The 14380-nt window shown below is 33.9% G+C and carries 15 protein-coding genes; 7 read left to right on the forward strand and 8 right to left on the reverse strand.

Annotated features, from left to right (window positions below; genetic code table 11):
* Positions 1-107 precede the first annotated feature (107 nt).
* The 4 genes from BM088_RS02295 to BM088_RS02310 all read left to right on the forward strand — a co-directional run bounded on the left by BM088_RS02295 (position 108) and on the right by BM088_RS02310 (position 3331).
* Positions 108-974: a MipA/OmpV family protein gene (locus BM088_RS02295; RefSeq protein WP_091979495.1), complete on the forward strand. Its 867-nt coding sequence runs from the start codon at positions 108-110 to the stop codon at positions 972-974.
* 1 nt (position 975) lies between these two features.
* A complete protein-coding gene (locus tag BM088_RS02300; RefSeq protein WP_091979498.1) occupies positions 976-1374 on the forward strand; it encodes a DUF3019 domain-containing protein in 399 nt (132 codons plus the stop codon).
* A 10-nt stretch (positions 1375-1384) separates the two neighbouring features.
* On the forward strand, positions 1385-2074 hold the full coding sequence (locus tag BM088_RS02305) for a response regulator (protein WP_091979501.1): 690 nt from the start codon (positions 1385-1387) through the stop codon (positions 2072-2074).
* 81 nt (positions 2075-2155) lie between these two features.
* Entirely contained in the window at positions 2156-3331 is a 1176-nt protein-coding gene (locus tag BM088_RS02310; protein ID WP_342742221.1) for an ATP-binding protein, read from the forward strand.
* Between the two features lie 132 nt (positions 3332-3463).
* Here the strand turns inward: BM088_RS02310 and BM088_RS02315 are convergent, their stop codons facing one another.
* The 5 genes from BM088_RS02315 to BM088_RS02335 form a co-directional block, all read right to left on the reverse strand.
* Positions 3464-4921, reverse strand: a complete 1458-nt coding sequence (locus BM088_RS02315; protein ID WP_091979508.1) for an aminoacyl-histidine dipeptidase — start codon at positions 4919-4921, stop codon at positions 3464-3466.
* Positions 4922-5202: 281 nt separating this feature from the next.
* Positions 5203-5430, reverse strand: coding sequence for a DUF3820 family protein (locus BM088_RS02320; protein ID WP_091979511.1), 228 nt, complete (start codon positions 5428-5430; stop codon positions 5203-5205).
* Positions 5431-5566: 136 nt separating this feature from the next.
* Positions 5567-5851: a hypothetical protein gene (locus tag BM088_RS02325; protein ID WP_091979513.1), complete on the reverse strand. Its 285-nt coding sequence runs from the start codon at positions 5849-5851 to the stop codon at positions 5567-5569.
* Between the two features lie 288 nt (positions 5852-6139).
* Positions 6140-7711: a cation:proton antiporter family protein gene (locus BM088_RS02330; RefSeq protein WP_091979516.1), complete on the reverse strand. Its 1572-nt coding sequence runs from the start codon at positions 7709-7711 to the stop codon at positions 6140-6142.
* A gap of 137 nt (positions 7712-7848) precedes the next feature.
* Positions 7849-8541, reverse strand: a complete 693-nt coding sequence (locus BM088_RS02335; protein WP_091979519.1) for a DUF3313 domain-containing protein — start codon at positions 8539-8541, stop codon at positions 7849-7851.
* A 169-nt stretch (positions 8542-8710) separates the two neighbouring features.
* Here BM088_RS02335 and BM088_RS02340 point away from each other — a divergent pair, with 169 nt between their 5' ends.
* The 3 genes from BM088_RS02340 to BM088_RS02350 all read left to right on the forward strand — a co-directional run bounded on the left by BM088_RS02340 (position 8711) and on the right by BM088_RS02350 (position 10646).
* Positions 8711-9454 carry a sporulation protein gene (locus BM088_RS02340; RefSeq protein ID WP_091979522.1) on the forward strand — a complete coding sequence of 248 codons (744 nt, stop codon included), beginning with the start codon at positions 8711-8713 and terminating at the stop codon, positions 9452-9454.
* Between the two features lie 129 nt (positions 9455-9583).
* On the forward strand, positions 9584-10171 hold the full coding sequence (locus BM088_RS02345; protein WP_091979524.1) for a rhomboid family intramembrane serine protease: 588 nt from the start codon (positions 9584-9586) through the stop codon (positions 10169-10171).
* A gap of 19 nt (positions 10172-10190) precedes the next feature.
* A complete protein-coding gene (locus BM088_RS02350) occupies positions 10191-10646 on the forward strand; it encodes a GNAT family N-acetyltransferase (protein ID WP_091979675.1) in 456 nt (151 codons plus the stop codon).
* Positions 10647-10700: 54 nt separating this feature from the next.
* Here the strand turns inward: BM088_RS02350 and BM088_RS02355 are convergent, their stop codons facing one another.
* The 3 genes from BM088_RS02355 to BM088_RS02365 all read right to left on the reverse strand — a co-directional run bounded on the left by BM088_RS02355 (position 10701) and on the right by BM088_RS02365 (position 14351).
* Complete coding sequence (locus BM088_RS02355; RefSeq protein WP_091979527.1) at positions 10701-12050, reverse strand: sodium-dependent transporter; 1350 nt, start codon at positions 12048-12050, stop codon at positions 10701-10703.
* Positions 12051-12335: 285 nt separating this feature from the next.
* Complete coding sequence (locus BM088_RS02360) at positions 12336-13646, reverse strand: ATP-binding protein (protein WP_091979529.1); 1311 nt, start codon at positions 13644-13646, stop codon at positions 12336-12338.
* Positions 13647-14351 (reverse strand): response regulator, encoded by a 705-nt coding sequence (locus BM088_RS02365; protein ID WP_091979677.1) that lies wholly within the window; start codon positions 14349-14351, stop codon positions 13647-13649.
* Positions 14352-14380: the final 29 nt, after the last annotated feature.

Below are 14380 nucleotides of genomic sequence, written 5' to 3' on the forward strand. Positions count from 1 at the left end.
TTTAAGTGGTGCTTTTTGTTATTAATTGTAACTGATGGGTGTGTGGCATGTGATATCTTGCTAAAGTGTGCATACATTGCGCATAATGAAATTACAAGGGGGGGCAGGTGCGTTACATTTTTATTATTTTATTCTGTAGCTATGGTTTTGCTACTAAAGCTGAACCTCTAGACAATGAAGCTTTGCAAGTTAAGCTTGGTCAATGGCATTTGGGTTTAGGTGTGGGTTTGGGAGTTGCAAAGAATCCATTAAATGGTGGTGATGATTTTCCGTTACTTCTATTACCTGACGTTGCATATTACGATGAACACTTTTACTTTGATAATGGTCAATTTGGATATACAGTTTTTGATAAAAAAAAACATGTTGTCAGTTTTATTTCAGAGCTAAATCCGGAAAAAAGGTTTTTTATATTCTGGCACCCCTCTAATGTATTTTTAAATTCGTCTACTATGTCGAATGCATATTCTACTCCCGTGATTGGCCAAGATGATCCCGTGATTGATCAAGATGAGCAACTAAAAAATATAAATACTGATGATATATCAAAAAGAAAGTGGGCTTTTGACTCGGGGATTAATTATCAATATTTTAATAAAGATTTGATTGTAAGAGCTAATTTATTAGCGGATATCAGTGATGTTTATAATGGTTGGAGAGTAGGATTAGAATTAGAATATCAATTATTTGTTGGTAATTTAATTGTTCAGCCTATGCTGGGTGTTTGGTATAAGTCTTCAGAACTTAATAGTTATTATTATGGTCTGTCTGAAAAAGATAATCTTGATATTTTTTACCCCATGGATGGCGGTTTTCAGCCGTATGCTCATTTGCAACTGACTTGGCCTATGTCTGAAAATAAAGCTGTATTATTTAAATTAAAATATGATGACTATTCGAATACAAGTGATAGCCCTTTGTTTAAATATGATTATGCCGTTAACATTTTTATGGGTTTAAAATACATTTTTTAATATGAAAAAATCCATACGTATTGTTATCATTTTTTTACTGTTTTTTATTTTGGCGCAACAAAATTGTTTTGCGTTAGGGCAGGGTGCCTTATTAAATGTATCGCCAAAAGTGTGTGTAATCAGTGAAAAAGTATCAATGTGTGATCTAAACCTTAGGATTATGTGGCAATTAGCTGAAACCCAAAATATTTGTTTATACGAAAATGGAAAAAAAGTGAAATGCTGGCAACAAAATAACCAAGCAAAAATGACTCATAAAGCTCAGGTTCAGATTGAGACCGTATACTCTCTGGTAAATACTCAAACGGGTAAAATATTGGCGAAAACTAAGGTTGAAGTTCAGAGTTCTCATTTAAAAACTCAACGCCGTCGCTTACGTTCACCCTGGAGTTTCTTTTAAGGAAATAGATATGGCTAAAGTTTTATTAGTAGAAGATGATTTAGGTTTACAGCAATTAACACGAGAATATTTAGAACATAATGGCTTAATTGTTGATGTGCTTGATAATGGCGCACATGTTATGGGCTATATCGAGTCTCAAATGCCTGATCTTATGATTTTAGATGTGATGTTACCTGGAAAAGATGGCTTTAGTGTTTGTCGAGAGATCAGGGATAAATATGCTTTACCTATTTTAATGTTAACGGCAAAAGGTGAAGATTTTGATCAGGTGATTGGTCTTGAACTCGGTGCTGATGATTATGTTATAAAACCTGCTGAGCCGCGAGTTTTACTTGCTCGGGTCAATGCATTGTTACGACGTCATCAACCACAAAAATCAACGGAAGAATTAAAATTTGGTAATCTGAAAATAGATAAAACTAGCAGAATTGTAAAATTGAGTGGGGCTGAAATAACACTGACGTCACACGAGTTTGAATTATTATGGTTGTTATCAAATAGTTCAGGTGAAGTATTGAGTCGAGAATATGTACATGAAAAAATGATAGGACGTCAATACGATGGTTTAGATAGAACTGTGGATGTGCGTATTTCACGGTTACGCAAAAAGTTAGGAGATAACAGTGATAAACCTTACAGAATTAAAACCGTTTGGGGTCAAGGTTATTTATTTGTTTCTGATGCTTGGAATGATTAAGAGGCTCTCAATTAAATGAGAAGGCTTTTTATTAGCTTATATCTTTATATTATTATCTCATTATTTTTACTAAGTGGCGCAATGGAAAAGTTGTGGCCTCATAAAGAAGGTGAAAATGCAGTAATGTTGGGTGCTGAATTTAGTCAAAGCTTACTTTTGTTATCAAAAACTTCAAATGGTATTGAGCAGCTTAAAAAGCACTTTTCAGCCGAAATTATCGCATCCAGTGATATTGCATTTTTACCTCATCAGCAAGATAAATTAAGTGAAGAGTCACCCGTTTTATTATTTGACAGCGAAGAACGAGCTGTCTGGTATATCCAATTAAGTAAAAAAAACCTACTAAAAGTAGGCCCTATCACAGTTGTTGCACCGGTTTATGATTCAAGCTGGCCTTATTTGATTATTTTGGCATTTATTGGTGTGCCGATAGGCCTATGGAGCTTTTTTGTTTGGCGAGATTTTGAAAGGTTACGCCATATATGCGAAAACATGAATTCACCCGATAGTATGGACTTAGGACCTGGTGTTCACTCTGTGTTACTTCCTATCACAGATACTTTATCTGCGATGCAGGAGAGAATAAAGCGTTTACTTGATTCCCAAAAGGAATTAACTTCATCCGTTTCACATGAATTTAGAACGCCACTGGCAAGATTAAAATTTGCAATCGCCATGCTTGATGACAATGAGCTTAATGAGAGAAGTCAAAAGTATATCAATAGTATGAATTATGATATTGCAGAGCTTGAATTATTAGTAACAGAGATGCTTAACTTTGCAAAGATGGATAGAGAAACACCAGTATTAAATATTGAAAATGTAGATGTTGTTGAACTGGCCGATAATCTAATTGATAAATTGAGCTTTAATACAGATTGTACAATACGCTTAATATCACCTGATGAATTGAATTATGCTTGTGATGGTCACTTTTTAACACGCTCAATACAAAATTTAATAGGTAATGCGCTAAAGTATAGTAAAACTCTGGTTCAAGTTAGTTTGATTTTGACTCATGATAAAGTTTTAATCAAAGTTGCTGATGATGGTCCAGGCATAGATGAAAGTGAATGGGTTAATGTATTTAAACCTTTTACTCGTTTAGATAAAAGTCGAGATAAAAAAACTGGAGGATTTGGTTTAGGCTTGGCTATTGTGAAAAAGATTATCATTTGGCATAAAGGGCGTTGTTATTTAGAAGAAACAGATCTGGGGGGGGCTTGTTTTGTTATTGAACTGCCACTTAACAATTAGTCTTTATGATGAAAAGAAAAAGCGCTCAAATATGAGCGCTTTTCAAACGGGATAACTGAATTTCAACAAGTAGCACTAACTCAGAGTGCTACTTATAATAAAGGTTCAATATTTTTTATATTTTATTTCAAATTATTTATTTGGGATATTTTCTAATACTTGAAGTAATAATTGATAAAATGGCGCTACCGTATCTATTTTTACTTTTTCATCTGGGGAATGTGGAAAACGTATTGTTGGACCAAAAGAAACCATGTCCCAATTTGGGTAAGCATCTTTAAATAAACCACATTCTAAACCTGCATGGATCACCATGATATTTGGTAAAGTACCAAACATTTTTTGGTAAGTTTCACGCAGAAGATCTTTAATTGGAGAGTCTGTTCTTGGCTCCCAACCTGGATAGGCTCCTGTGCATTCAATTGCTGCACCTGCTAACTCAAAAGTAGAACTGATCATATTTTGAGTATTAGCGCGAGCGCTGTCTATAAGTGAACGTACTAAGCATTGAATATGTAAATGTTTATCTTGGGTTGTTATTACACCTAGATTAGTTGATGTTTCAACAACACCTTCAACTTCATCGCTCATTCTGATCACGCCGTTTACACAAGCATTAACTGAATTAACAAATGCAAATTGTGTTGCCTTAGAAAATTGAGCGTTGGCTAATCCAATTTTATTTAAACTTAATTGTAAATTTGGTTCTACAGCGCTTAATTCAGTATTCAGTAATGCTTGAAATGCGTCTACCGCCTGGCCTAAAGAAATTGAATTTTCATGATGAACATTAAGTTCCATTGAAGCTTCTCTAGGGATCGCATTACGCAAGCTACCGCCATTGAATTGGCTTAATGAAATATTTAATTCTTGCTGATGCAATTTTAAAAATCGTGTTAATATTTTATTCGCATTACCTCTACCTAAATGAATATCAACACCAGAGTGCCCACCTTTTAAGCCTTTTATACTCAAAGAGTAACTTTGAACATTTTCACCAACAGGTTCAGTTTCAAGAGGCAGTTTAATGTTCACATCAATACCGCCAGCACAACCCATATAAACTTCACCCTCATCTTCAGAGTCGGTATTCAGCAATATGTCTCCTTCTAACCAGCCAGCCTCAAGACCAAAAGCGCCAGTCATGCCCGCTTCTTCATCTATTGTTACTAATACTTCTAGTGGACCATGTTTGATATCTTTGCTGGCAAGTACGGCTAAACTGGCTGAAAGCCCAATGCCATTGTCTGCGCCTAAAGTTGTTCCGTTTGCAGTTACCCAATCACCATCAATATAAGGTTCAATTGGGTCTGTTACAAAGTTGTGTTCTTTGTCTGAGTTTTTCTGCGGAACCATATCCATATGGGCTTGTAATATGACTCCTTTTTTATTTTCCATGCCGGGTGTTGCTGGTTTTTTGATGATCAAATTCCCGACTTTATCTTCTTTGATATTAAGTCCAAGCTCTAGCACCCATTGTTGGATCCATGCTGATATTTTATCTTCATGTTTGCTTGGATGAGGGATTGAGCAGATTTTCTCAAAAATAGACCAAAGAGGTTGGGGTGATAAATTGCTTAGTTGACTCACAGAAAGATCCTATTTTAGTTAATATTGACGAGAACTTATTACCAACGCCATTAAAAATGGTTATTACAAATGGTCTAAATGTACAATAGCAGTGTTACTTTCAATTCCTATAGTCGATAATTTCTCAATCAAATTTTTAGTCCACATCCATGTTGGTATTTGAATTTAGTATGAAACAATAAACCAGTGCTTTGAACAGTTATACTCACCTATACGTGTTCACTCATTTAAGATAATTGGTATAAGTAATATATTGAGGATTATAACAGTGTTAATGGTGCTTAATAAGGTTTGTTTGATTTTTGTAATAGCGGCTTTAACATGCCCTCTAAACCGTTTAATTTAACTTCATACATTAATGCTAATTGTTCTCCCAATTTTCCTTGAGGAAAACCTTGCTGTTTAAACCAAACTAAATAAGGCTCTGGCAAGTTTAATAATGGACGACCAGCGTATTTTCCAAATGGCATTATGGTATTTATAGCATCGGAGAGTATTTTATTATCCATTAGTATTTTTCCGGTATTCAAAAAATTGATTATATAAGACAGGGGAGAAATTAAAATGATTAAACAAGAAGTTTAGGCTAGTTCGAAGGGGTCGACAAAGGCTGTGCCGACCTATAAAAGAGGACGAAGCCTCTTATTAATGAATTATGTTTGATGATTTACGATAAAATCCATGTTGATTTAATGTTTGTTTTATTTTTGGATCATCTAATCGTGTCGGTATTTCTTGAGCTCTTAATTCATGACTTTGAGGAACATGGTACATATCTAACATTTTTTGAAAAAGTACTTCTCTTAATTGAGAAGGGCTGATACCTGAGTTTTGAATATAATCAAGCTCAGCTTGTAACTTTATTAGCGCTTCACCTTGGCGATCTGCTGCCACGGGTTTAAATTCTTGTTTACTAAATTCTTTTGACATTATTTAAGCTCCCAACAGGCAATGCTTTTTAATTAGATTAAACCAGTAATTCATATAATTAACTATTTCTTTGTATTAAAATAAATACTTAGGTATTAATTTTATGTTTGAACCTAGTGTACGATCTTTCCGGGGCTGATTGCTAACTCTCATGTAAAGCTTTGTAAATGAAGTAGCATATAATAAAGAGTTCTTATATATTGTTATTTGTTATGGAATTAATAACATAATGATATATAAATAAAAATAGTTATCAATTCCAAGTCATGACTAATTTATTTTTTTTTATTAATTAAAAACTTTTGATTTTACGTGTTCTGCAAAACCACTTCCGGCTTCAAGATAGAAGTTATAAGTGGAGTCAACACCCAAGCTTTCAAGTTCTTTTTGTTGATCTGGATAATTTGCAATTGCAGTTACTTGCCCGTTAAACCCAGATGCTTTTAGTTGTTCAAGTGCAAATATATTCTGCATATGTTTTGGCATTGCAAGCATGATCATTTCGACATGAGAATGATTAACTCTTTGCCAAAAATCAGGATCGGTTGCATCTGCTAAAATGACAAATCGGTTTCGTTTTATATGTTTTTCAACACATTCAGGTTTTATATCAACACCTGCAACTGAGTTTGGGAAGCTATGATAAATCGTTTCATAAGCACCAGTTCCAATACGACCCATACCAAAAATAAGCACTCTTGCTTGATTTAGGTTTACTGGTAACTCATCTTTTAAGCGTTTACTTGATTCAAACTTTATTAACCAGTTCTCAAACTTTACATATATCTCATTTGCATGATTATTGAGAGGGGATGCGATAATGAAAGTAAGTGACACTGCAATGGCTGCAACTGCTAACCATTCAGCTGATATAAACTGACTTGATGCAGCCATTGCACAAACAATTAAACCAAATTCACTATAGTTTGAAAGTGTGAAGCAACTTAATAATGAAGTACGGGCTCGTAAATGAAATAGATTGGTTAAGATGTAATAAATAATCACTTTTACAGGTAATATACATACCATAAGTAAAGCAACAAATAGTGCTTCAACTGTGATGTTAGCATTTAATCCGATTGTTAGAAAAAAACCGACTAATAATAGGTCTTTAAAACTTAAAAGGGACTTAGCTAATTCACCTGCTTTTTTATGGGGCGCAAACAACATACCAATAATTAAAGCACCTAAGTCACCTTTTAAGCCCGCAAACTCAAAAGCTTGATAGCCTGCAACAAGTGCAAAGAAAAAACCAAATAAAGGTAGAACTTCACCATGCTTAGAGCGGTTTAATACCCAAAAAAGCAATGGGCGAATTAAAGGTAAAATAGCGATTAATGCCAAGGCCCATACATTAGGTATCTTACCTGTATTGATTGCTAAAAAGATAACGGCAAAAATGTCTTGCATAACTAAAATTCCAATTGAAATTTTGCCATGTAAACTTGCCATTTCTCCTCTTTGTTCAAGTACTTTTACTGCAAAAACAGTGCTTGAAAAGCTAAATGCAAAGCCAAGTAATAAAGCTGACTCAAGAGAAAGTTGGCTAAATAGTGAAATGTCGAAGTAACTCATTAATAAAATAAAAGCAGAGAATAAAGCGCTGCTCAAAATAATATGTATGCTTGCTGGAGCCCAAACTTGTAATTGTGTCAGGTTCTTAACTCTCAGTTTTAACCCTATGCTGAAAAGCAACAAAGTAATGCCTGTAGATGAAATCTTTGAAAGTAATTCACTACTTTCAAATCCAGCAAAGTTGAGCAAAAAACCTGCGGCTAAAAAACCTATTAAAGGAGGTAACTTCATTTGAAGCACAATAAAACCACAGATAAATGCTGTAGCAAAAAAGACGATTTCCATAGACTCTGAACTTAAAGAAAGTATGGATAAATTGTATCTAAATTAAATGGTTATTAATATGAAGTATATGTATTTTCTAAGCGATATTTGTAAAATACACATGAATTTTTTTTATGTTGTGACTTGGCAACTAAATACTATAGTTGTGCCTTATATTTAGCTAAGTCTTTATCCCATTGCTTTATCCAAGAATCTACAAGTTCTTGAATATGACTTTGATTTAACTTTTCAGAATCATTTTCAAGTTGTAACGCATTGCCTCGTAATACGGAGGTCACTAACAAGTCATTGCTTTCAGCATTTATTATTTTTGACTCTAAACGGACTTCAACGTCTCTATCCCTGCCTCCTATGGCATAGTTAAGACTAGAGATCACAGCTTTAAATGGCAATACTTCTAATGGCGAGAAGTTTTCCAAAGAAATACGCATACTTGTGATTGCAGGTTCAAGTATAAAAATCTCTGGACCAAGAGTGTTTGATATCAAAAAATGTTTAGCGACAACTTTTTTTAATTCAGAATCAAAATAAACCTTTATTTTTTTAGCTGAGAGTGCATCAAATTGTGAATTAACTTCTAATTTTGGATAATAAATAACGGGTTTTATAAAAAAGGCTTTTGGTTGAAGAGGATTAATTTTACGGGTTAATTTTTTTGAAACCCAACGTTGCTGGATCGAACCATCATTGCGTTCAATATTTTCCATTTGTGAATAGTCACGGATAAATCCATTTTTAACTTCAATAGTTTTAGTTGTTTTACAACCTGAAAGTAAAAAAAGCGTTAATAGTGAAATAAAGTATGTTTTTTGTTTTATAGCTTGCTTCATATTGTATTATTTCCGAACAAAATGGTTTGTTGTACCATTTTACTCTATTTGCTTTATAGGAAAATATATATATTTTGTTTTTATATATTACAAAATAAGTGAAAAATATGCGCGACAATTACAAATAAATAACGTTAAGATGCAGGTAAAGAAAAAATAGGAGTACAAGATGTTCAAAAAAATCTTGGCAACAGTAGGAATTGGCGCTGCTAAAGTCGATACGATATTACAAACTGAACACTTACAACCAGGGCAAAAATTTAGCGCTGAAATTTTAATTCAAGGTGGGGACGTTGAGCAGGAAATATCAGGGTTAGATTTAGCCCTCATGACTAAAGTAAAAGTTGAAGACGATAATGGTGATTATTTTACTAATCATGTGATTGAAAGTTGGCATATTGTTGATCATTGCACCGTAGCTGCAGGTGAGTTAAAAAGAATTCCTTTTGAAGCGCGTTTACATTCAGAGACACCCATAACAGAACTTAATCAGGGATTAAATCAAACGCAAGTATGGTTAGCGACAGGTCTAAATATTGATATGGCACTTGATCCAACGGATAAAGACCCTATTTATGTTTATCCAAATGAAGCTGTACGTACTTTTATGCAAGCAATAGAGCGCTGCGGTTTTAATTTAGTAAAATCAGATGTGGAAAAAGGTTTTTTGCAAGCTTCTACCTTTCAATCAACATCAGGCTGCTATCAAGAGCTTGAATACAAACCTAATGCATCAAATCTTTTTGACTTAAAAGAAGTTGAGTTATCATTTGTACCTGAAGCTCATAAAACCCATGTTCTAATTGAATTAGATAGGGCTTTTAGAGGTGATGGTTATATTGATATGACTATTGAACATGATCAGGTAAATTTATCTCAGTTATGCGATCAACTTGAGCACTTGTTGAATTAAATTTTACTCAGTTAAATAGACAGTTAACTCCATCAAAATTTTATTATGCTGAGTTAAAGTGAATACTTAAGTTGCTACTCAGAAAGGTTCTGCGTAGCGCAATAAAAACAATGTTACGTGGTCCTTATAATGAATATAAGCTCAGTTTCTCAACCTAAATTAACTCACTTTTTAATTGCAAGTTGGATGTTATTGATAGCTGTACATCTTGTGAACCTACTTTTATCTATGAAGCTAAATTATTTTGGCGTGATACCAAGGGAGGTTTCTGGTTTATATGGCATTTTATTTCACCCTTTTCTTCATGGTAGTTGGTCTCATTTAATACATAATTTATTTTCATTTAGCTTGTTTTCTGCACTTGTTTGGCAATTCAAACCCAATAGAATTTGGCTTTTATTATTATTGGGTGCTTTAATTCCCGGTTTATTTGTTTGGATTTTTGCCCGTACCTCTATACATGTGGGTTTAAGTGGCGTTGTATATTTTCTGTGGGCATATGTGGTGTTATACGGTTTTGTTCGTCGTAGTATTAAATCAGTTGTGATTTCTGTTGTAGTGATATTTTTATATGGTGGTATGGCTTGGGGGGTATTACCTATAAAAGAAGGTATGAGTTTTGAAAGCCATTTATTTGGTATGCTTGCTGGTGCTGTCATTGGTTACATGTTTGCTAAAAAAGATGCTGGTAATCAAGTTCAATGTGAAACAAATTAATATCAGAGATAAAAAAATAATGCTTAACAAAATAACAAAATCTTTTAATGAATTAACAACGAACGAGCTATATCAAAGTTTAAAATTAAGAGTCGACGTATTCGTCGTAGAACAAAATTGTGTATATCCTGAGTTGGATGATTTAGATATGCATGAACATACGCGACATGTATTGATTTATGATGATGAAGAATTACTTGCATATGCGCGATGTCTTGCACCTAAAACTGTTTTCACTCATGAACCTGCAATTGGACGAGTTGTAGTCTCTAAGCTGGGCCGAGGGAAAGGATTGGCGAAGGAGTTAATGCTTTGTGCTATTAAGGAATGCGAATTATTTTGGCCGGAACATATGATAAAGATATCAGCGCAAACTTACTTATTATTTTTTTATCAAAGCTTGGGGCTCGAAGTTGTAGGAGATGCTTATTTAGAAGATGGTATTGAGCATCAAGATATGATCAAACGGGCATAGAGTTAAAACAGAAAAGGCGCATTAAGCGCCTTTTTTAGTTAAATAGCTTTTGACTTATAATACTGAGTTTAAGAATACGAATGAAATACATAATGGACAGATAAACTTAATATACCAAGGCCAAATTTTCCAAAATAGACCTTGCTCAAGTTCTTCATAACCTTGCTTTAGTTCTTCTATTATTTTACTTCTATGCCAGATCCAGCCGATAAAAATACAACAAAACATACCGATAATAGGCTGACCGTATTCTGTTGCCAAAGTAACAACAAAACCAAATAATGAATCCATGTTTAATATAATTAAAATACTAATGCTTAATATGAGTAAGCTTGTGATTAAAGTTGCTTTATTTCTTGGTAAGTTAAAACGTTCAACAACATAAGAAACAGGGGCTTCTAACATTGAAATTGAAGAGGTTAGCGCAGCTATGCTCATTAAAGCAAAAAATGCCAGCGCAACAAATGATCCTATGAATCCCATGCCATTAAATAAGCTAGGTAAAATAGTGAATACAAGATCTGGACCTGAAATTAAATTACCCTCAGCTGAGAATATTTGTAATCCTTGTGCTTGAGCAACATACATAGCAGGAATAACTAATAAACCAGCAAGAAAAGCAATAGAAACATCAATCAGTGTAACTTGTGCGCCTAAGGTTACTAAGTTTTCCTTTTTACTAATATAAGAACCGTAGATGATCATTACACTTGTGCCTAAAGATAATGAGAAGAAAGCTTGTCCTAATGCACTTATTAATAATTGAGGTTCAATTAATTTTGAAAAATCAGGGTTTAAATATGCATTCAGTCCTTCGCTTGCCCCTTCTAATGTCATGACATATATAATCAAACAGATCAGCAATAAGATAAGCATAGGCATCAAGCGTTTTGACCATTTCTCAATACCATTTTCAACACCGCTGCGAATGATGTAAATTGTTAAACCCATGAACAAGGTCGTGAATATCAAACTTGGTACTGTACTTTGACTTGTTAGCCACTTACTTGCTTCATTAATTCCTATCAAAGTGGTTATCGGTTCTAAAGTATATGACATCATCCAACCAGCAATAATGCCATAGAAACTTAAAATTAAAGCAGCACATAGAATACCACCAAAACCAATAATAAATGCAAATTGGTGTTGCCACTTTTTATTCGACATTTTTTTCAAAGAGGCTACAGCGTTTGCTCTACCATATCGACCGATCACAAGTTCAGCCATAAATGCAGGATATGCTAAACAAAAAGCTAATACTAAATAAGCTAATACAAATGCAGCCCCGCCATTTGAAGCCGTTTGTGTTGGGAATCCCCATATATTACCTAAGCCAACAGCTGAACCTGCTGCAGCCATGATAAATCCGAAGCGGGAGCTGAACTCCCCTCTATTAGCACTCATATTATTATATTTCTCTTTTATTGATATTTTATGATTGTTATAGCTAGATCCAATTAGGTATCTCTCAGCTTTTTTTATTAAGCTATTTGGAAATAATGCGTTAAGCTGACAATCTACTGTAAATACTCAAAAATAAAAAGCTTAAATAGCATTGATCTATCTCAAAACAACTAAGAATAAAAAGAGGTATTGAACATTATTTTTTACTATTAACATTTTAAAAGTGTAACTTGTTGTTTTAATAGGTCTAATGTTGTTTTTTAAATTTTAATTGTAAATTAAAAGTTACGAGTTTTTATTTGTTTGGATTGGGGGTCTTAAAGGAAGTTTTAATGTAAAACGCGCACCAGATAGATCAGGTGATTTATCAACTTTTATGATCCCAAAATGCCAATCGGCTACTTTTGCCGCAATAGCGAGTCCTAAGCCATAACTTTTATTACTACGATCTCTATGTGTTTGCTCTTTAAAAAATGGAGTGAAAACAGACTTCCAATTATCTGGTGAAATTCCAGGTCCATCGTCTTCAATGGTTAAATAAAAAGATGTATTACTTGTTACTGCACGTATTAATATTCTTTGCTCAGCAAAATCACAGGCATTACTTAATAAATTAGTAACAGCACGCGCCAACCAATGTAAATCAGCTTCAACTTCTACAGAGTCACATTCAATTTTGGCGATTAATTTTTTATTGTCTAGTTTGGGTTTTATTTGCCTTACTAAATCATGTAAATATGGCGATAGATTAACTGGTGAAATAGATATTTGGTAAGAGTTTTTTTCTAAGGTTGCAAACTCCAAATAACTATTTAGCATACACTCCATCTGATCTAAGTCAGTTTCCATTCTTTCAAGATAACGATCTTTTTTGTCATTATCTTGAGCATCTAACGCGGCATCGAGTCCAAAACGTAAACACGCTACAGGGGTTCTTATATCATGAGACATACTAGATGCGAGTAGTTTATTTTCTTCAATAAGCTTTTGTATTTGGCCTGCCATACGGTTAAATGCAGCTTCAACATCGTAAATATAAGTAAACTTACTAATTTTTATGCGAGCAGATAAGTTGCCGCTCGCAAATTTTTGTGATGCCTCATTTAATATACTTAATCGTTTGGTGAGCGGGGATAACCATATCCACATTAATATACAAACTCCGGCATAAAAGCTTAGAGTTAAAAATAAATCAAAATTATTGGAGGAACTTTGTGTTTTTGTTAGCCTTAACTCTAGATGGTAATCTTTAAACTTAGGAGATGATTTTAGTAAATAAAACCCTAATTCGTCTTCTAAAACTAGACCTCCAGGTAAATATAGCTCAGATAACAAGCTATCGGGTAAAGCTAATGTTGTATTTTTTTGATAGGTTAAGTCTTGACTAAAGTGATCATTTAGCTGGATTGTTTTTCTTGTTCTTTTTAATGGTGCTACCTGTGCAATTTGTTCAGAAAACCCTTGCATCATCATTTTTTGCCATGCAAAGTCATCAAGGTTATTTGTGCTTGTTTGGCTAAAGGTATCTAATAACCAACCAAGCGCAAAAAGAGAAACAAAAGCGCTAAGTAATAATGAAATATATAACTTTTTCATTTACCAAGCGTCATCAACTAATAAATAACCTTGACCCCAAATCGTTTTTATTTTTTGTGGGTTTTGTGGGTCGTCACCAATTTTTTTTCTAAGTGCCGAAATCAAAACATCAACGCTGCGATCCAAACCATCATACTCACGGCCTTTAGTTGCTTTAAATACAGCGTCACGATCTACTACTTCACCAGCATGTGAAGCGAGAAAACTCAAAAGTGAAAATTCAGCATTTGAAATTGCAATTTTTTCACCTTGTAACATTACATTACGCGCTTTTAAATCAATGTATAAACTTCCTACGTTAATTTCTACAGCTTTCTCTGGCGTTTCATTATGAGTGCTTTCATTACGTAGAGCAGACTTAATGCGAGCTAACAAAGCTCTGGGGCGTACAGGTTTGATTATGTAATCGGAAGCACCAACTTCTAAGCCTATAACTTCGTCAACTTCTTCACCTTTTGCTGTAAGCAATAAAACTGGTTTTTTGTAAAAGTGCCTAAGCTCTCGACAAACGCTGATACCATCCATTCCAGGTAACATGACATCTAGTAAAATTAATGCCGGATTATGCTGTTTTACAAGCTTAACAACATGATCACCTCTATGACACATGATCACTTCAAAACCTTGCTCTAATAAATAGCTATTTACCCAATCAGCTAACGAAAGATCATCTTCAACTAATAAAATTTTACCGTACCCACTTATTAATAAATCAGACATTCGTTTCTCCATTC

It is taken from the genome of Pseudoalteromonas denitrificans DSM 6059 (assembly GCF_900112265.1).
Lineage (GTDB): Bacteria > Pseudomonadota > Gammaproteobacteria > Enterobacterales > Alteromonadaceae > Pseudoalteromonas > Pseudoalteromonas denitrificans.